Here is a 19,402-nt window from a genome sequence, read left to right on the forward strand (position 1 = left end):
CAATTGCCGTCTACTCTTGGGGTGGGGCGGCCTGAGCCATCATATTTCTTTGATTTTTTACTATTGATCCTTACAGGAGTGCGGCATATGTCAAAAGGGCATTCGCTACAAGACCCTTACTTGAATACTTTGAGAAAAGAGAAGGTCGGCGTTTCGATCTATCTGGTCAACGGCATCAAGCTGCAGGGCACGATCGAGTCGTTCGACCAGTTCGTGATTCTGCTGAAGAACACCGTCAGCCAGATGGTCTACAAGCACGCGATCTCGACAGTGGTGCCGGTTCGTCCGATTCGTCTGCCAAGCGCAGCCGACGCCGAACAGGGCGACGCTGAGCCAGGTAACGCCTGATAGGAGTCTGCTTTGTTCTTTGAGCGCCACGGTGGTGGTGAACGGGCAATCCTCGTTCACTTGGAAGGTCAGAGCCCTGAGGCGCGCGAAGACCCGCAGGAGTTCCGCGAGCTGGCCCTGTCGGCCGGTGCCGATATTGTCGCGTTCGCCAATGTGGCGCGACACCAGCCTACCGCCAAGTTCCTGATTGGCAGCGGCAAGGTCGAGGAATTTCGCGACCTGGTCAAAGCCGAACAGGCCGATTTGGTCATTTTCAATCACACCCTCACGCCCAGTCAGGAACGTAACCTCGAACGTATCTTCGAGTGTCGCGTGCTTGACCGCACGGGTCTTATTCTCGACATCTTCGCCCAGCGGGCACGTACCCACGAAGGCAAGCTGCAGGTCGAACTGGCCCAGCTCGAGCACATGAGCACGCGCCTGGTGCGCGGTTGGACTCACCTCGAGCGGCAGAAGGGCGGTATTGGTCTGCGCGGGCCGGGTGAAACCCAGCTCGAAACCGACCGGCGCCTGCTGCGCATACGCCTGCGCCAGATCAAGGGCCGCCTGGAGAAGGTGCGCAGCCAGCGCGAGCAGGCACGGCGCGGGCGCAAGCGCGCGGATATCCCCTCGGTGTCGCTGGTGGGGTACACCAACGCCGGCAAGTCCACCCTGTTCAATGCGCTGACCCAGTCCGAGGTGTATGCGGCCGACCAGCTGTTCGCCACCCTCGACCCGACCCTGCGTCGGCTCGAGCTGGATGACGTCGGGCCGGTGGTGCTGGCCGACACCGTGGGCTTCATCCGTCACCTGCCGCACAAGCTGGTCGAGGCATTTCGGGCTACGCTCGAAGAGTCGAGCAACTCCGACCTGCTGCTGCACGTGATCGACGCCCATGAGCCGGAGCGCATGGAGCAGATCGAGCAGGTCATGGCGGTGCTCGGCGAGATCGGTGCCGAAGGCTTGCCGATCCTCGAGGTGTATAACAAACTCGACCTGCTCGAAGGGGTCGAGCCGCAGATCCAGCGCGATGCCGACGGCAAGCCGCAGCGGGTATGGGTATCGGCCCGTGACGGTCGTGGCCTGGAGCTGGTGGGGCAGGCGATTGCAGAACTGCTGGGGGATGACCTGTTCATCGGTACCCTGCGCCTGGAACAGCGTTTCGCGCGGTTGCGCGCGCTGTTCTTCGACCTGGGGGCGGTGCAGAGCGAAGACCATGACGAAGACGGCAACACCCTGCTGGCGGTACGCTTGTCCCGGGTCGAGTTCAATCGCCTGGTAAGCCGCGAGGGGATGAAACCGCTGGAGTTCATCGAGCAACACACTTTGCAATACAAGCCCGACCTCGCGGTCGGGCAGCCGTGACAGGCATTCTGTAGCATTGGACGGCGCGCCGTGGGCGCGTCTTTGCTTTATCAGATGGAGAGCGCTATGGCTTGGAATGAGCCGGGTGGCAACTCGAACAATCAGGATCCTTGGGGTGGGCGCCGTGGTGGCGGCGACAAGAAGGGACCACCGGATCTCGACGAGGCCTTCCGCAAGCTGCAGGATAGCCTGAACGGCATGTTCGGCAGTGGCAAGAAACGGGGCGGCGACAGCGGCTCCGGCAAGGGTGCCGGTTTCGGTCTGCTGGGTATCGGCCTGGCCGTACTGGCGGCCATATGGCTGTACAGCGCCGTGTACGTGGTGGACGAACAGGAGCAGGCCGTGGTGCTGCGCTTCGGCAAATACTACGAAACCGTAGGGCCGGGCCTGAACATCTACTTCCCGCCGATCGATCGCAAGTACATGGAGAACGTCACCCGCGAGCGTGCTTATACCAAGCAGGGCCAGATGCTGACCGAAGACGAGAACATCGTCGAAGTGCCGCTGACCGTGCAGTACAAGATCACCAACCTGCAGGATTTCGTGCTGAACGTCGATCAGCCTGAAGTCAGCCTGCAGCACGCGACCGACAGTGCCCTGCGCCACGTGGTGGGTTCCACCTCGATGGACAAGGTGCTGACCGAAGGTCGTGAGCAGATGGCCGTGGAAATCAAGGAGCGTCTGCAACGCTTCCTCGACACCTACCGCACCGGTATCACCGTGACCCAGGTCAACGTGCAGAGCGCGGCAGCCCCGCGTGAAGTGCAGGAAGCCTTCGACGACGTGATCCGTGCCCGTGAAGACGAGCAGCGTGCGCGCAACCAGGCCGAGTCCTACGCCAACGGCGTGGTGCCGGAAGCCCGTGGTCAGGCGCAGCGCATCATCGAGGATGCCAACGGCTACCGCGATGAAGTGGTCTCGCGTGCCAAGGGTGAGGCCGACCGCTTTACCAAGCTGGTGGCCGAGTACCGCAAGGCTCCAGAGGTGACCCGTCAGCGTCTGTACCTGGACACCATGCAGGAAGTGTATAGCAACACCAGCAAGGTCCTGGTATCCGGCAAGGACGGTCAGAGCAACCTGCTCTACCTGCCGCTGGACAAGATGATCGACAGCCGCCGCAGTGGCAGCACCCCGGTCACCAGCGTCACGCCGTCGGCCAATGACGCCGCCAACCGTGCCGCCGCAGACCTGCAACAGCAACAGCGCGAGACGCGCTCCAGGGAGAGCCGCTGATGAGCAATAAATCCCTGATCGCCGTGATCGTCGCCGTGGTGCTGGCGATCGTCGCCTGGAACAGCTTCTACATCGTGGCCCAGACCGAACGCGCCGTGCTGCTGCAATTCGGCCGTGTGGTACAGGCCGATGTGCAGCCTGGCCTGCATGTGAAGGTTCCCTACGTCAACCAGGTGCGCAAGTTCGACGCGCGGCTGATGACCCTTGACGCACCGACCCAGCGGTTCCTGACCCTGGAGAAGAAAGCGGTGATGGTCGATGCCTACGCCAAGTGGCGCGTGCAGGACGCCGAGCGTTTCTACACCGCGACTTCGGGCCTCAAGCAGATCGCCGACGAACGTCTGTCGCGCCGTCTGGAAAGCGGCCTGCGCGACCAGTTCGGCAAGCGCACCCTGCATGAGGTGGTTTCCGGTGAACGTGACGCGCTGATGGCTGACATCACCGCTTCGCTGAACCGCATGGCCAGCAAGGAGCTGGGCATCGAAGTGGTCGACGTTCGCGTCAAGGCCATCGACCTGCCCAAGGAAGTGAACCGCAGCGTGTTCGAACGCATGAGCACCGAGCGTGAGCGTGAAGCTCGCGAGCACCGCGCCAAGGGTAACGAGCTGGCCGAAGGCATCCGTGCCGACGCCGATCGTCAACGCCGCGTGTTGCTGGCCGAAGCCTATCGCGAGTCGGAAGAAACCCGTGGTGATGGTGATGCCCAGGCAGCAGCCATCTACGCCAAGGCCTATGGTCAGGACCAGGAGTTCTACGCGTTCTATCGCAGCCTGAAGGCCTATCGCGAGAGCTTCGCCGACAAGAGCGACGTGCTGGTGCTGGACCCGAGCAGCGAGTTCTTCCGCTTCATGGGCAAGACCAAACCGTAAGCATGCACACCCCGCCCGGCGGCTAAAACGTCGGGCGGGGTGCCTCCCGCGAGAAAACGGGTGTATGATGCGGCAGCCGGGAAATTCCCGGCTTTTTTGCGTCTGCAAGATCGATTGGCCTTTATCGGGCCCGGGCTTGTGGCGCACTTCAGGTTTTACGAGGGTATCGGTACTGCGGTTTCGCTGGAATCAGCGCTGCCCGTCATTGTGTGCCGATAGCTGCTTCACTCAAGGCTCGCCCGCGGGCAGGCCGCCCGGACCATAGGGGAAATGGCGTAATGGCAACGGTAGACCGCTGGCTGCTGCCAGATGGCATCGAAGAAGTACTGCCACCTGAGGCGGCGCGCATCGAGATCGCGCGTCGTCAGGTGTTGGACCTGTTCCAGAGCTGGGGTTACGAGTTTGTCGTGACCCCGCATATCGAGTACCTGGAATCGCTGCTCACCGGTGCCGGCCAGGACCTGGATCTGCGCACCTTCAAGGTCATCGACCCGCAATCCGGGCGGCAGATGGGCTTTCGGGCCGACATCACGCCACAGGTGGCGCGCATCGACGCGCACACCCTGCGCCGTGAAGGGCCGAGCCGCCTGTGCTATGCCGGCAGCGTGCTGCACGCCTTGCCACGTGCCCTGTCGACCTCGCGCAGCCCGATTCAGCTGGGCGCCGAGCTGTACGGCGATGCCAGCCCGGTCAGCGACGTCGAGGTCATCAGCCTGATGCTGGCCATGCTGCAACTGGCCGACGTGCCGGATGTGCACATGGACCTCGGGCATGTCGGTATCTACCGCGGCCTGGCCCGTGCGGCTGGCCTGTCGGGCGCGGTCGAGCAGCAGTTGTTCGACGCCCTGCAGCGCAAGGCCATCGACGAAGTGATCGAGCTGACCGCCACGCTGCCGGCTGACCTGGCCGGCATGCTGCGTTCGCTGACCGAGCTGTGCGGTGGGCGCGAAGTGCTCGAGCAGGCACGTGTGCGCCTGGGCCGTGCCCCGGCCGCAGTGCTGGCGGCGCTGGATGACCTGATGGCGATCGCCGAGCGCCTCGCCACGCGTTACCCCGAGCTGCCGCTGTATTTCGACCTGGGCGAGTTGCGCGGCTACCACTACCACACCGGTGTGGTGTTTGCCGCCTTCGTGCCAGGCGTCGGCCAGTCGATCGCCCAGGGCGGTCGTTATGACGACATCGGAGCAGACTTTGGCCGGGCACGCCCGGCTACCGGTTTCTCCACGGATTTGAAGACCCTGGTCACACTGGGGCGAGCCGAGGTGGTGTTGCCGTCTGGCGGGATCTGGATGCCCGACAGCAGCGATGCAGCACTTTGGCAGTTGGTCTGCCAATTGCGCAGTGAGGGCCAGCGGGTGGTTCAGGCCTTGCCTGGGCAGCCGCTGACCGCCGCCGTCGAGGCGGATTGCGATCGGCAATTGATTCAGCAAAACGGGCTTTGGCAGGTTCTGCCGCTGGCCATTTGAGATTCCACGCCGGCACGAGCCGGCGCCAAGTTTGCGCGAATGAGGACAAGTGTTATGGGTAAGAATGTCGTAGTCCTGGGCACCCAGTGGGGTGATGAGGGCAAAGGCAAGATCGTCGATCTGCTGACCGAACATGCTGCCGCCGTAGTGCGCTACCAGGGTGGCCACAACGCCGGCCACACCCTGGTGATCGACGGTGAGAAGACCGTGCTGCACCTGATCCCCTCGGGCGTGCTGCGCGAAGGCGTGCAGTGCCTGATCGGCAACGGTGTGGTGGTTGCTCCCGACGCCCTGCTGCGCGAGATCACCAAGCTGGAAGAGAAGGGCGTGCCGGTGCGCGAGCGCCTGCGCATCAGCCCGTCCTGCCCGCTGATCCTGTCCTTCCACGTGGCCCTGGACCAGGCCCGCGAAAAGGCCCGTGGCGAGCTGAAGATCGGCACCACCGGTCGCGGCATCGGCCCGGCCTACGAAGACAAGGTTGCGCGTCGTGGCCTGCGTGTGGGCGACCTGCTCAACATGCCACGCTTCGAAGACAAGCTGCGCGAGCTGGTGGACTACCACAACTTCATGCTGGTGGGTTACTACAAAGAGCCGGCCATCGAGTTCGAAAAGACCCTGGCCGAGTGCAAGGAATACGCCGAACTGCTCAAGCCGCTGATGCTGGACGTGACTGCCGAGCTGCACGACCTGCGTCGCGCCGGCAAGGACATCATGTTCGAAGGTGCCCAGGGTTCGCTGCTGGACATCGACCACGGTACCTACCCCTACGTGACCAGCTCCAACACCACCGCCGGTGGCGTTGCGACCGGTTCGGGCGTTGGTCCGATGTTCCTGGACTACATCCTGGGCATCACCAAGGCCTACACCACCCGCGTGGGTTCGGGCCCGTTCCCGACCGAGCTGTTTGACGACGTTGGTGCGCACCTGGCCAAGCAGGGCCACGAATTTGGCGCAACCACCGGCCGTGCCCGTCGTTGCGGCTGGTTCGACGCCGTCATCCTGCGTCGCGCCATCGACGTGAACAGCATCTCGGGCATCTGCCTGACCAAGCTGGACGTGCTCGATGGCCTGGAAACCATCAACATCTGCGTCGGCTACAAGGACGCAGAGGGCAAGGACGTTGCCCCTACCGACGCCGACAGCTACGTGGGCCTGCAGCCTGTGTACGAAGAAGTGCCGGGCTGGAGCGAGTCGACCGTGGGCGCCAAGACCCTGGAAGAACTGCCGGCCAACGCCCGTGCCTACATCAAGCGTGTGGAAGAGCTGATCGGTGCGCCGATCGACATCGTCTCCACCGGCCCGGACCGCAACGAGACCATCGTGCTGCGCCATCCGTTTGCCTGATTCGCTGTAGGCAGTAAAGAACGCCGCTGTCCCTTCGGGTCAGCGGCGTTTTTTTTGGCCAGTTGGTGAAAGGGTCATAAAGGTCAGCCCTGGCTATGAATTTGACCGGTATGCCTGCTGCCCGGCACGGCCTTTGCTGTAAGAATCGTCCTATAAGGTGCCATCACTATAATGGCCCCGCGATACGGAGGGTTCTTGTGTGTCGGCCGTTCTCTCATTGTTACGAAGCCGCCTGTTGCGGCCTGTCTTTGTTGCGTTGGGTATCGCTCTTTTGGTGCAGGTGCTGGTTGCGGTCGCGCTGACGCGGAGCACGGTGACTGCGCTGGAGGCCGATCTGGGTAATCGCCTGGGTGCAGACAGCCAGAAACTGTCGGGTGAACTGGAACAAGCCGGGCGTGAGCTCAGCTCGGGCCTGGACAGCCTTTCGGCCAGTACCCGCCAGCGTTTGTCCGCCGGGCTATCCGCACGCCTTCAGGAGGAGCAGGCGCAACTGCGCGTCACCCTCGAAAAAAGCCTCAAGGAGTCGGCCAATCACATGGCCGAACTGCTGGCATCGGTTGCGCCGCGGGCCATCTGGGATGACGACATACCGGCACTGTCGGAGTTTTCCCGGCGCGCCCAGCGCAATGCCAACGTGCTCTTCGTGGTCTACGACGACGCCCAGGGCCAGCACCTGACCCGCTACCTGAACCGGCAGAACCCGATCAACCAGGCCCTGATGGAAAAGGGCCAGGGCGAACGGGCGCTCGACAAGGTGCTGGATGCGGCGCGCAACGACCCGGCGGTGTACATGATCGAAGCCTCGATCAACCCCAACGGCACCGAGATCGGCAAGGTGGTGATGGGCGTCTCCACGGCGTCGGTCGACAACGAGCTCAAGGCGCTGGACGCGCGCTTCTCGGCGCTGATCGCCAGCGGCGACCAGTTGGTCGGCGACAGCCTGGTGGGCGCTGCGGCCGACAGCAACAAGGCCCTGAGCGCCCGCCTGCAGGCGGCCCAGGCCAGTGCCGCGGCGATGCAGGCCAACACCTCGCAGACCGTGCAGCAAGCAGCGGCGACCCTGCGCTGGAACATCGGCCTGGGGCTGGTGGCGGTGGGCTTCGGCGTATTGCTGGTGGTGGCCGTGGTACTCGGCCGGCGCGTGCTGAGCAAGCTGCGCCTGCTGATTGCCGCGCTCAACGACCTGGCGGCCGGCGACGGCGACCTGACCAAGCGCGTGCCGATCGACAGCCGAGACGAGATCGGCGACATGGCTGCAGCGGTCAACCAGTTCGTCGACAAGCTGCAGCCCATCGTGCGCGAAGCGGGCGAGGTGGCGCAGCGCACCGGGGTCGAGATCGGCACCATGGCGCAGAACAACGCGGGCGCCGATGCGGCGGCCGCTTCGCAGCGCGATGAGGTGGCCGAGAGCCTGCGTGCCCTGTCGAGCATGGCCGATGAAGCCCAGGCCGAAAGCCAGGCCATGCAGGCAGCGTTGCAGCAGGTGGTGGACATTCGCCAGGCCACCGACGAGAACAGCCGTACCTCGGCCCAGGTGGCCAAGCTGATCGAAGCGTTGGCCGGGCAGGTGGGGGCGGGCTCCAAGGTGATCGAGCGGCTGGCCGAGCAGAGCCAGCAGATCGAGGTGGTGCTGGAGGTGATCCACGGGATTGCCGAGCAGACCAACCTGCTGGCGCTCAATGCCGCCATCGAGGCGGCGCGGGCTGGCGAGACCGGGCGCGGGTTTGCCGTGGTGGCCGACGAAGTGCGGGCGCTGGCGAGCAAGACCCAGAGCTCGACCGGCGATATCCAGGCGCACATCGGTGCCTTGCAGCAGGGCGCGCGAGAGGCGGTGGCAGCCATCAGCCAGGCCGGGCGTCAGGCCAGCGAAGGCTTGACCGTGCTCAAGGACAACGCGCGCCTGCAGCAGTCGGTGCAGGTGTCGGTGGAGCAGGTGCATGCGGCGATCGGCCTGGCCACCCGGGCGGCCGAGCAGCAGGCGCAGGGGGCGCAGGCGGTGCGTGGGCGGGTCGAGACGATTCATGCCCAGGCCGAGCGTGCAGCGCAGGTGGTGATGCAGACCACGGCCAGCAGCAAGGTGCTGGATGACCTGGCGGCGCAGTTGAAGGCCAGCCTGGGGCAGTTCAGGGCCTGAGATAGTGTCGTTTGTATCGCGGGTCAAGCCCGCTCCCACAAGGGCCTCATCGATCCTTGTGGGAGCGGGCTTGACCCGCGATGCCTTTCAGGCGCGGTTCAGGTACATCCGCGTCGTCAGCAGGTACACCGGCAACCCCGACACCACAATCAACAGCGCCGCATAGGGCGCCGCCGCCGCGAATTCGACGTTGGCGGTATGCGCCCACACTTCGGTCGCCAGCGTGGTCATGCCGGTGGGGCTGAGCAGCAGGGTGGCGGTCAGCTCCTTCATCGCATCCAGGAACACCAGCGCAAACGCTGCCGCCAGGGCCGGGAAGATGATCGGCAGGGTCACCTTGCAGAACGCCTTGAACGGCGTCGCGCCCAGGGTGCGCGCCGCCTCTTCCAGCTGTGGTGCGGCCTTGGTCAGCGCGGTACGCACCGGCGCCTGCGCCAGCGGCAAGAACAGCAGTGCATAGGCCAGCAACAGCAGGCCGGTGGTCTGGTACAGCGCCGGCACATAGTGCAGGGCGAAATACACCAGGGTCAGCGCAATCACCAGCCCCGGCAGCGCGTGCAGCAAGTAGGGCAGGCGCTCGGCCCAGATCGCCAGGCGGCCCTTGTAGCGCACCACCAGAAAGCTCACCGGTAACGCCAGCAGCAGGCTCACCCCCGCGCCGCCCAGTGCCAGCGACAGCGACGAGAATAGCGCCCGGCTGATGTCGGCCACCGGGAAGGCCGCCGACGATCCCACGCTCAGCCAGTAGCCCAGCATGCCCAGCGGGATGCCGCTGCCCAGCACTGCCAGCAGCAGGCAGCTCAACTGCCCCAGTACACTCCAGCCACCCAGGCGGATCGGCTTGGCGCGGCGTGCCACGCCCTGGCCGATGCGCACGTGCCGCGCCTTGCCGCGTACCCGCAGCTCGAACCACAGCAGCAACAGGCACATGAACAGCAGCACCGCCGAGAGCATCGCCGCATTGGCGTTGCTGAACTCCAGCTCGAACTGCTGGTAGATCGCGGTGGTGAAGGTCTGCAGGCCCAGGATCGACAGCGCGCCGAATTCCACCAGCATGTGCAAGGCAATCAGCAGGCTGCCGCCCAGGATCGACGGCCACAGCAGCGGCAGGGTGACCCGGCGGAACACACCCCAGCGGTTGTAGCCCAGGGTGCGCGCCGATTCTTCAAGCGAGGTATCGAGGTTGCGCAGGGTCGCGGCCACCGGCAGGAACACCAGTGGATACTTGGACAGCGCCATCACCAGGATCGCCCCGCCCAGCCCCTCGAAGCGCGGGCTCAGCGAGACCCAAGTGAAGCCGCTGACGAACGCCGGCACGGCAAACGGCAGGCACAGGATCACGCCCCACAAACGCCGCCCGCGCAGGTCGCTGCGCTCCAGCAGCCAGGCCAGGGCCAGGCCGACCACGGCGCAGGCCACGGTCACCCCGGCCATCAGCAGCAGGGTGTTCTTCATCAGGCCCCAGACGAAGGGCCGCCACAGCAGGTACAACGCCTCGCGCCAGCCGGCCTGCCAGGCCTTGAGGCCCACGTACAGCAACGGCAGCAGGCTCAGGCCCACCAGCAGCAGCACCGGTAGCACCACCCAGATCGAGGGGCGCTTGCGGCGCGGAACATAACGCGCCACAGACGGCGCAGGCAGCACGGCTTCCATCAGAGCAGGCCGACCTCGCGCTCAAGTTCCAGGGCTTCCTCGGCATTGCCCAGGTCGGCCGGGGTGATCTTCGGCGGGCGCAGGTCTTCGAACGGCTTCAGGCCCTGGTCCGAGACCATGCCCTTGTGCAGCGGATACTCGGCGGTGGTCTGGGTGATCACGCGCTGGCCTTCTTCGCTGGCCATCCAGGCGAGCAGGGCCTGGGCTTCCTTGGGGTGCTTGCTGGCCTTGACCGCCGCGGCGCTGGAGATGGTCACCAGGCCACCGACGTCGCCGTCGGCCAGGTAGTAGAGCTTGGAGTCCAGCTGGCCGCGCTCTTTCTTGAGGGCGTACCAGTAGTAGTTGTTCACCAATACGGCAGCCACTTCGCCGTTTTCCACGGCCTTGAGGGCAACCATGTTGTTGGTGTAGGTCTTGCCGAAGGCCTTGAGGCCGGTCAGCCATTCTTCGGCCGCTTCACGCCCGTGCAGCTTGAGGATGGCCACGGCCTGTTCCTGGAACGCGCCGCTGGTGGGCACGAAGCCGACCTTGCCGTCCCACTCGGGGTCGGCGAAGTCCATCACCGATTGGGGCAGGTCTTTTTCGTCGATCACCTTGGGGTTGAAGGCCACCACGCGGGTGCGAGCGGTCACGCCCATCCAGGTGCCGTTGCTGGCCACGTATTCCTTGGGCAGCACTTGCAGGGTCGAATCGTCGATCTTGGCCAGCAGGCCCTTCTCGCCCAGGTTGTTCAGCGGCGGCGATTCTTCGGTATAGATGACGTCGGCCGGGGAGCGTGCGCCTTCTTCCTCGATCTGGCTGGCCAGCTGGTTGCTGCTGCCCTTGCGGATATTGATGTGAATGCCGGTCTTGGCCTCGTAGGCCTTGGCGATGGCTTCGCCGATTTCCTTGTGCTGGCCGTTGTACAGGGTCAGCGTCACAGGGTCGGCGGCCATGGCGGCGGGTGCTGCGAGCACCAGGCTGAACACGGAAACGGCCAGGCCGCGCAAAATCGGGTTGATGCGGATCGTCATGCGGGTGGTTCCTCGCTTGCGGGCTACAAATCTTGAAACAATGATAAACGATATAGTTTCTCAAGTACGCCCGTGAGGAAAAATTCATGAGCTGACTATCGGTTAACTCACTTGATTTGTTGGGCGGGGCGGGGTGGCAACGCAGCGTCCGAATGGGCGGCAGTGGGGTGAGCTCGAATCGCAGGCATAAAAAAACCCGCTTTCGCGGGTTTCTCTAGAATATGGTGCCCAGAAGAAGACTCGAACTTCCACGACCGTAAGGTCACCAGCACCTGAAGCTGGCGTGTCTACCAATTTCACCATCTGGGCAAAGTTGAAGCATTGAAACATGAAACGGTGTAGCGTGTGTTGCGTAAATTCCAGACATGCAAGCTAATCTGAAACTTGAAAATTGGTGCCCAGAAGAAGACTCGAACTTCCACGACCGTAAGGTCACCAGCACCTGAAGCTGGCGTGTCTACCAATTTCACCATCTGGGCATATCGTCGAGGCTTCATGATGCTTCACATCGCGCCGCTTCTCAACTATAACGACGCTGTCCGTCGTTGTGGTGCGCACTATACGGATGCCCTCGAAGGCTGTAAAGCCCCGTTCAGAAAAAATCTCAAAAATTTCAAGTCGTTGTTCCTTGGGCTGTTTTGGCATCACTCAAGGGCCCTGACGGGGCTGTCAAAGCCTCGGATTTCCGGTTTCAATACGGCTATGCCAAACTAACCCTATATAGACAAGGTGAACCCCTACTAATGGCCGATTGGCAGACCCTCGATCCCGAGGCCGCTCGTGAAGCGGAAAAATACGAAAACCCCATTCCTAGCCGTGAGCTGATCCTCCAGCGCCTTGACGAGCGCGGCTCTCCCGCCGCCCGCGAGCAACTGGTGGAAGAGTTCGGCCTGCAGACCGAGGACCAGATCGAGGCCTTGCGTCGCCGCCTGCGCGCCATGGAGCGCGACGGCCAGCTGATCTACACCCGGCGCGGCACCTATGCCCCGGTAGACAAGCTGGACCTGATCCTGGGTCGCATCTCGGGCCACCGCGACGGTTTCGGTTTTCTCGTCCCCGACGATGGCAGCGACGACCTGTTCCTGAGCCCGGCGCAGATGCGCCTGGTGTTCGATGGCGACCGAGCGCTGGCGCGCGTGTCCGGGCTTGACCGGCGCGGCCGGCGTGAAGGCGTGGTGGTCGAAGTGATCTCCCGTGCCCACGAAAGCATCGTGGGGCGCTACTTCGAGGAAGGCGGGGTGGGCTTCGTGACCCCCGACAACCCCAAGGTCCAGCAGGAAGTGCTGGTGACCCCGGGCCGCAATGCCGGCGCCAAGGTCGGCCAGTTCGTCGAGGTGAAGATCACCCACTGGCCGACCCAGCGCTTCCAGCCGCAGGGCGATATCGTCGAAGTGATCGGCAACTACATGGCGCCGGGCATGGAAATCGACGTGGCGCTGCGCAGCTACGACATTCCCCATGTATGGCCCGAGGCGGTCATCAAGGAAGCGCGCAAGCTCAAGCCTGAAGTCGAAGAGAAGGACAAGGAACACCGCATCGACCTGCGTCACCTGCCGTTCGTCACCATCGACGGCGAAGACGCACGGGACTTCGACGATGCCGTGTACTGCGAAAGCCTGGGCAAGCTGCGCCTGTTCTCCGGTGGCTGGCGCCTGTTCGTGGCGATTGCCGACGTGTCCAGCTACGTGCGCCTGGGCTCTGCCCTGGACAACGAAGCCCAGGTGCGCGGCAACTCGGTGTACTTCCCCGAGCGGGTGATCCCGATGCTGCCCGAGGAGCTTTCCAACGGCCTGTGCTCGCTGAACCCGAACGTCGACCGGCTGGCGATGGTCTGTGAAATGACCATCAACAAGTCCGGCCAGATGGTCGACTACCAGTTCTACGAAGCGGTCATCCACTCCCACGCGCGCCTGACCTACAACAAGGTCAGCAGCATGCTCGAACATGCCCGTACCCGTGAAGGCAAGGCGCTGCGCGAGCAGTACAGCCACGTGGTGCCGGACCTCAAGCAGCTGTATGCGCTGTACAAGGTGTTGCTGGCGGCCCGTCACACCCGTGGCGCGATCGACTTCGAAACCCAGGAAACCCGCATCATCTTCGGTGCCGAGCGCAAGATCGCGGAAATTCGCCCGACTGTGCGCAACGATGCGCACAAGTTGATCGAAGAATGCATGCTCGCGGCCAACGTGGCGACGGCCGAGTTCCTCAAGAAGCACGAGATCCCTGCGTTGTACCGCGTGCACGACGGTCCGCCGCCGGAGCGCCTGGAAAAACTGCGCGCCTTCCTCGGCGAGCTGGGGCTTTCGCTGCACAAGGGCAAGGATGGTCCGTCGCCCAAGGACTACCAGGCGCTGCTGTCGCAGATCGCCGGTCGCCCGGACTTCCACCTGATCCAGACCGTGATGCTGCGCTCGCTGAGCCAAGCGGTGTACAGCGCCGACAACAACGGCCACTTCGGCCTGAACTACGAGGCGTACACCCACTTCACCTCGCCGATCCGGCGTTACCCCGACCTGCTGACCCACCGTGCCATCCGCAGCGTGATCCGTTCGCGCCAGGAAACCCCGCACGTCAAGCGGGCCGGCGCGATGAGCATTCCCAAGGCGCGCATCTACCCGTACGACGAGGCGGCCCTGGAGCAGTTGGGCGAGCAGTGCTCGATGAGCGAGCGACGCGCCGACGAAGCCACCCGCGACGTGACCAACTGGCTCAAGTGCGAGTACATGAAGGATCGCGTGGGCGAAAGCTTCCCGGGTGTGATCACCGCGGTGACCGGTTTCGGCCTGTTCATCGAACTGACCGACATCTACGTCGAAGGCATGGTGCACGTCAGTGCCTTGCCGGGTGACTACTACCACTTCGACCCGGTACACCACCGCCTGGCGGGCGAGCGCACCGGTCGCAGCTTCCGCCTGGGCGACACGGTCGAAGTGCGCGTGATGCGCGTGGACCTCGAACAGCGCAAGATCGATTTCGAGATGGCCGAAAACACCCTGAATGCGCCGATCGGTCGCAAGCAGCGTGGTGCCGAGCCTGCCGCCAAGGGCAAGACGGGCGCTGCCTCGGCCAAGTCCAATGGCGCCGCCAAGCCCTACAGCGCGCCGGCCAAGGCCGCCAAGGTCGAAGCGGCACCGGCCGAGCCGCCGCGTCGCAGCCGCAAGAACGAAACCTCCGAAGCCTATTTCCCGGCCGATGCCGCAGCCAAGAACGCCGAAGTGCGCAAGAGCCGGGAAATGAAGAAGGCGTTGCTGTCCGATGCCAAGAACGCCGTGGGCAAGCCTGCGGCCAAGGGCTCGAAGACGTCTTCGGAGAAACCGAGCAAGCACCGCAAGGGGCCGCCAAAAGCCGGTTCCGCTTCACGTAAACCCAAGGGCAAGTCATGAGTCAGCTGGAAAAGATCTACGGTGTGCATGCGGTGGAGGCCCTGTTGCGCCACCACCCCAAGCGGGTCAAGCAGATCTGGCTGGCCGACAGCCGCAGCGAACCGCGGGTGCAGGCCCTGCTGGAGCTGGCCGCACAGAACCGAGTGACGGTCGGCCAGGCTGAACGCCGCGAGATGGACGCCTGGGTCGAGGGCGTGCACCAGGGCGTGGTCGCCGAGGTCAGCCCGAGCCAGGTGTGGGGCGAGGCGATGCTCGAAGAGCTGCTGGACCGCACCGAAGGCGCGCCGCTGATTCTGGTGCTGGACGGTGTGACCGACCCGCACAACCTGGGCGCCTGCCTGCGCACCGCCGATGCGGCCGGTGCGCTGGCGGTGGTGGTGCCCAAGGACAAGTCGGCGACCCTGACCCCGGCGGTACGCAAGGTGGCGTGTGGCGCTGCCGAGGTGATTCCGCTGGTGGCCGTGACCAACCTGGCGCGTACCCTGGAGAAGCTCCAGCAGCGGGGCCTGTGGGTGGTGGGCACGGCGGGGGAGGCCGAACAGGAGCTGTATCAGCAGGACCTGACCGGCCCGACCATCCTGATCATGGGCGCCGAGGGCAAGGGCATGCGCCGCCTGACCCGCGAGCACTGCGATTTTCTGGTGAAGCTGCCGATGGCCGGCAGCGTCAGCAGCCTGAACGTGTCGGTGGCCACGGGCGTGTGCCTGTTCGAGGCGGTGCGTCAGCGTCAGGCCAAGCGCAAGGCCTGATAAGGCGTTGCCACTTTCGCGGGTCAAGCCCGCCCCCACAGGGCTTTCGGTGGCCTGTGTGGGGGCGGGCCTGGCCCGCGATGCTTTCAAGGCTGTTCAAATAATCACCAATTGCCTTGCGTGCGCCCCGGCGCTTCTCTACAATTGCGCCCCTTGCCCCGCTGGCAGGCGCGCATGCGCCCACCGCACAAGGCAAGACAAACAGTGTCATTCACTCCTTGTCTGACCACCCTGGTGGCAGACTACAACCCGTAAGGAGCATTCATGCGTCATTACGAAATCATCTTTCTGGTCCACCCTGACCAGAGCGAGCAAGTCGGCGGCATGGTTGAGCGTTACACCAAGCTGATCGAAGAAGACGGCGGCAAGATCCACCGTCTGGAAGACTGGGGCCGTCGTCAACTGGCCTACGCAATCAACAATGTTCACAAGGCTCACTACGTGATGCTGAACGTTGAGTGCACCGGCAAGGCCCTGGCCGAGCTGGAAGACAACTTCCGCTACAACGATGCCGTGATCCGTAACCTGGTCATCCGTCGCGACGAAGCCGTTACCGGCCAGTCCGAGATGCTCAAGGCTGAAGAAAACCGCAGTGAGCGCCGTGAGCGTCGCGACCGTCCTGAGCACGCTGACAACGCCGAAGGCGATGACAGCGACAACAGCGACAACAGCGATAACGCTGACGAGTAATCCACGGACCTTTTGAGGAGCCTATTACATGGCACGTTTCTTCCGTCGTCGTAAATTCTGCCGCTTCACTGCTGAAGAAGTGAAAGAGATCGATTACAAAGATCTCAACACCCTGAAAGCTTATGTATCCGAAACCGGCAAGATCGTTCCAAGCCGTATCACCGGTACCAAAGCTCGTTATCAGCGTCAGCTGGCTACCGCTATCAAGCGCGCCCGCTTCCTGGCCCTGCTGGCCTACACCGACAGCCACGGCCGCTGAGACCGGGTCGTCGACAGGTAGCAAGGGATAAAGTGCATGCGAGCGTTAGCTGATTTCATCATGCGCGGTCGCGTGCAGGCCACTCTGGTAGTGGTCGGTTGTGCGGCATTGCCGCTGTTGTTCTGGTTGAGTGCCGCCGCCGGGAGCCTGGTGTTCCTGCGGCGCGGTTTCAAGGACGCCTCCGGGATCCTCGCCTGGGCATTGCTGCCCGCGCTGGTCTGGTGGTTCTTCGGTGAACCGCGCACCTTGATGGTGTTGCTGGGAACCTTCGGTCTGGCTGCGTTGCTACGCGCCGGACAGTCCTGGAGCCGGGTGCTGTTGTTCAGCATCGCCTGGGGCCTGGTGTATGGCGTCATCCTGGGTTCGGTGTTCCGCGAACCGATCGAAGCGCTGGCGCAGGTGCTTGAAAAAGCCCTGCCGCAGATGCTCGACGGTCTCTACCAGCAGTTGACGGTAGAAGAGCGGGCCCGACTGGGGAGCGTGATCGCACCGGTGCTTACCGGCCTGATTGCGGCATTGCTGCAGGCAGTCAGTCTGCTGGCCCTGATGTTGGGTCGCTACTGGCAAGCCGCGTTGTACAACCCGGGAGGCTTTGGCAGCGAGTTTCGCGCCATACGGCTCCCGCTGGTACCGGCGCTGTTGCTGCTGGTGTGCATGCTGATAGCGCCGAATTTCGGCAGCGAACTGGCGATGTTGACACCGTTGTGCAGCGTACCGCTGGTGTTCGCCGGGCTGGCCCTGATTCACGGGCTGGTCGCGCAGAAGCGCCTGGCCAGGTTCTGGCTGGTGGGGATGTACGTGACGCTGGTGCTGTTCATGCAGCTGATTTATCCGTTGCTCGTGGTTCTGGCCATTGTCGACAGCCTGATTGATTTTCGCGGTCGTTCTGCATCGAAAGATGCCGGTGACGCGAACGGTGAAGGTTAAAAGTTAAGAGGTTTATACCTAATGGAACTGATCCTGCTGGAAAAAGTCGCCAACCTGGGCAACCTGGGCGACAAGGTAAATGTTAAGGCCGGTTACGGTCGTAACTTCCTGCTGCCATTCGGCAAGGCTACCGCTGCGACCGCTGCCAACCTGGCTGCGTTCGAAGAGCGTCGCGCCGAGCTGGAAAAACTGGCTGCTGACAAGAAAGCTTCGGCTGAAACCCGCGCTGCCCAACTGGCCGAGCTGGAAGTGACCATCACTGCCACCGCCGGTGACGAAGGCAAGCTGTTCGGTTCGATCGGCACCCACGACATCGCTGACGCCCTGACCGCCTCCGGCGTTGAAGTGGCCAAGTCTGAAGTGCGTCTGCCGAACGGCACCATCCGCAACGTTGGCGAATTCGACGTAGCCGTGCACCTGCACAGCGACGTAGAAGCCACCGTTCGCGTGGTTGTCGTCGCAGCCTAAGCTGGACCAATCGACTGGCACCCTGGGTGCCAGCCGGTTAACATCGGGCACGATCCTGCATTGCAGGTCGTGCCCTTTGTCTTTTTCAACACCCTGATTCCCAAGTGGCCATGAACGAGATTACCGCCCCCGAGCAATATGATCTGCAAACCGCTGCCCTGAAGGTGCCGCCGCATTCCATCGAGGCCGAACAGGCCGTACTCGGTGGCCTGATGCTGGACAACAACGCCTGGGAGCGCGTGCTCGATCAAGTCTCCGACGGCGACTTCTACCGGCATGACCATCGCCTGATCTTCCGCGCCATCTACAAGCTCGCCGACCTCAACACTCCGTTCGACGTGGTGACGCTGCACGAGCAGCTCGACAAGGAAGGCCTGAGCTCCCAGGTCGGTGGCCTGGGTTACCTGGGCGAGCTGGCCAAGAACACCCCGTCGGTGGCCAACATCAAGGCCTATGCGCAGATCATTCGCGAGCGTGCCACACTGCGCCAGCTGATCAGCATCAGCAGCGAGATCGCCGACAGCGCGTTCAACCCCCAGGGCCGCAACGCCGCCGAGATCCTCGACGAGGCCGAACGGCAGATCTTCCAGATCGCCGAAGCACGGCCCAAGACCGGTGGCCCGGTAGGGGTCAACGAACTGCTGACCAAGGCCATCGACCGCATCGACACGCTGTTCAACTCCGACAGCGCCATCACCGGTATTTCCACCGGCTACACCGACCTGGACGAGAAGACCAGCGGCCTGCAACCGGCCGACCTGATCATCGTGGCCGGCCGTCCGTCGATGGGTAAGACCACCTTCGCCATGAACCTGGTGGAGAACGCCGTGTTGCGCAGCGACAAGGCGGTGCTGGTGTACTCACTGGAGATGCCAGGCGAATCGCTGATCATGCGTATGCTCTCCTCGCTGGGGCGCATCGACCAGACCAAGGTGCGTTCCGGCCAGCTGGACGACGACGACTGGCCGCGCCTGACTTCGGCGGTCAACCTGCTCAATGACCGCAAGCTGTTCATCGACGACACCGCCGGCATCAGCCCGTCGGAAATGCGCGCACGTACCCGGCGCCTGGTGCGTGAGCATGGCGAGATCGCCATGATCATGATCGACTACCTGCAACTGATGCAGATCCCGGGCTCCAGCGGTGACAACCGTACCAACGAGATTTCCGAGATCTCGCGCTCGCTCAAGGCCCTGGCCAAGGAATTCAACTGCCCGGTCATCGCCCTGTCGCAGCTCAACCGCTCCCTCGAGCAGCGCCCCAACAAGCGCCCGGTGAACTCCGACTTGCGTGAATCGGGTGCGATCGAGCAGGACGCCGACGTGATCATGTTCGTGTACCGCGACGAGGTGTACCACCCCGAGACCGAGCACAAGGGCATCGCCGAGATCATCATCGGCAAGCAGCGTAACGGCCCCATCGGCTTCGTGCGCCTGGCGTTCATCGGCAAGTACACGCGCTTCGAGAACCTGGCACCGGGCAGCTACAACTTCGACGACGACGAATAAGGTACCGATGGCCA

At 63.6% G+C, this 19,402-nt stretch carries 16 protein-coding genes and 2 tRNA genes; 14 read left to right on the forward strand and 4 right to left on the reverse strand.

All coding sequences use genetic code 11. The features are described 5' to 3' along the window. The first annotated feature begins 87 nt into the window (after nt 1-87). From hfq to N0B28_RS02355, 7 genes are all read left to right on the forward strand, one after another. A complete protein-coding gene (gene hfq / locus N0B28_RS02325; protein WP_043863535.1) occupies nt 88-348 on the forward strand; it encodes an RNA chaperone Hfq in 261 nt (86 codons plus the stop codon). Nucleotides 349-360: 12 nt separating this feature from the next. Continuing rightward, nucleotides 361-1,692 (forward strand): ribosome rescue GTPase HflX, encoded by a 1,332-nt coding sequence (gene hflX / locus N0B28_RS02330; RefSeq protein WP_058541590.1) that lies wholly within the window; start codon nt 361-363, stop codon nt 1,690-1,692. Nucleotides 1,693-1,758: 66 nt separating this feature from the next. Then, a complete protein-coding gene (hflK, locus tag N0B28_RS02335) occupies nt 1,759-2,925 on the forward strand; it encodes an FtsH protease activity modulator HflK (RefSeq protein ID WP_043863533.1) in 1,167 nt (388 codons plus the stop codon). Then, a complete protein-coding gene (gene hflC, locus N0B28_RS02340; RefSeq protein ID WP_043863532.1) occupies nt 2,925-3,794 on the forward strand; it encodes a protease modulator HflC in 870 nt (289 codons plus the stop codon). Before hflK ends, hflC begins: the two co-directional genes overlap by 1 nt. A 278-nt stretch (nt 3,795-4,072) precedes the next feature. Further along, nucleotides 4,073-5,260: an ATP phosphoribosyltransferase regulatory subunit gene (locus N0B28_RS02345; RefSeq protein WP_043863531.1), complete on the forward strand. Its 1,188-nt coding sequence runs from the start codon at nt 4,073-4,075 to the stop codon at nt 5,258-5,260. A gap of 54 nt (nt 5,261-5,314) precedes the next feature. Further along, nucleotides 5,315-6,604, forward strand: a complete 1,290-nt coding sequence (locus N0B28_RS02350; RefSeq protein WP_058541589.1) for an adenylosuccinate synthase — start codon at nt 5,315-5,317, stop codon at nt 6,602-6,604. A 199-nt stretch (nt 6,605-6,803) separates the two neighbouring features. Further along, the gene (locus tag N0B28_RS02355; RefSeq protein ID WP_043863529.1) at nt 6,804-8,738 is read left to right on the forward strand and encodes a methyl-accepting chemotaxis protein; all 1,935 of its coding nucleotides are present in this window, start codon (nt 6,804-6,806) and stop codon (nt 8,736-8,738) included. 87 nt (nt 8,739-8,825) lie between these two features. On the opposite strand, the gene N0B28_RS02360 is transcribed toward N0B28_RS02355, so the two are convergent. From N0B28_RS02360 to N0B28_RS02375, 4 genes are all read right to left on the reverse strand, one after another. After that, nucleotides 8,826-10,391, reverse strand: a complete 1,566-nt coding sequence (locus tag N0B28_RS02360) for an iron ABC transporter permease (RefSeq protein ID WP_043863528.1) — start codon at nt 10,389-10,391, stop codon at nt 8,826-8,828. Next, nucleotides 10,391-11,404 carry an extracellular solute-binding protein gene (locus N0B28_RS02365; protein ID WP_043863527.1) on the reverse strand — a complete coding sequence of 338 codons (1,014 nt, stop codon included), beginning with the start codon at nt 11,402-11,404 and terminating at the stop codon, nt 10,391-10,393. The genes N0B28_RS02360 and N0B28_RS02365 overlap by 1 nt, the downstream gene beginning before the upstream one ends. A gap of 222 nt (nt 11,405-11,626) precedes the next feature. Further along, nucleotides 11,627-11,713: transfer RNA gene (locus N0B28_RS02370), tRNA-Leu, on the reverse strand. Nucleotides 11,714-11,796: 83 nt separating this feature from the next. Then, nucleotides 11,797-11,883, reverse strand: a tRNA-Leu gene (locus N0B28_RS02375). A 264-nt stretch (nt 11,884-12,147) separates the two neighbouring features. On the opposite strand from N0B28_RS02375, the gene rnr reads away from it, so the two are divergent. The 7 genes from rnr to dnaB all read left to right on the forward strand — a co-directional run bounded on the left by rnr (nt 12,148) and on the right by dnaB (nt 19,388). Further along, entirely contained in the window at nt 12,148-14,787 is a 2,640-nt protein-coding gene (rnr, locus tag N0B28_RS02380; RefSeq protein WP_054916173.1) for a ribonuclease R, read from the forward strand. Then, complete coding sequence (gene rlmB, locus N0B28_RS02385) at nt 14,784-15,536, forward strand: 23S rRNA (guanosine(2251)-2'-O)-methyltransferase RlmB (RefSeq protein ID WP_043863525.1); 753 nt, start codon at nt 14,784-14,786, stop codon at nt 15,534-15,536. Before rnr ends, rlmB begins: the two co-directional genes overlap by 4 nt. Before the next feature lie 264 nt (nt 15,537-15,800). Further along, on the forward strand, nt 15,801-16,226 hold the full coding sequence (gene rpsF, locus N0B28_RS02390; protein WP_043863524.1) for a 30S ribosomal protein S6: 426 nt from the start codon (nt 15,801-15,803) through the stop codon (nt 16,224-16,226). A 28-nt stretch (nt 16,227-16,254) separates the two neighbouring features. Then, on the forward strand, nt 16,255-16,485 hold the full coding sequence (rpsR, locus tag N0B28_RS02395; protein ID WP_003171373.1) for a 30S ribosomal protein S18: 231 nt from the start codon (nt 16,255-16,257) through the stop codon (nt 16,483-16,485). A gap of 36 nt (nt 16,486-16,521) precedes the next feature. After that, nucleotides 16,522-17,412, forward strand: coding sequence for a hypothetical protein (locus tag N0B28_RS02400; RefSeq protein ID WP_043863523.1), 891 nt, complete (start codon nt 16,522-16,524; stop codon nt 17,410-17,412). Between the two features lie 21 nt (nt 17,413-17,433). Beyond that, entirely contained in the window at nt 17,434-17,880 is a 447-nt protein-coding gene (gene rplI / locus N0B28_RS02405) for a 50S ribosomal protein L9 (protein WP_043863522.1), read from the forward strand. 110 nt (nt 17,881-17,990) lie between these two features. Continuing rightward, nucleotides 17,991-19,388 (forward strand): replicative DNA helicase, encoded by a 1,398-nt coding sequence (dnaB, locus tag N0B28_RS02410; RefSeq protein ID WP_043863521.1) that lies wholly within the window; start codon nt 17,991-17,993, stop codon nt 19,386-19,388. The last annotated feature ends 14 nt before the right edge of the window (nt 19,389-19,402 follow it).

Source organism: Pseudomonas sp. SD17-1 (assembly GCF_029201585.1).
Lineage (GTDB): Bacteria > Pseudomonadota > Gammaproteobacteria > Pseudomonadales > Pseudomonadaceae > Aquipseudomonas > Aquipseudomonas palmensis.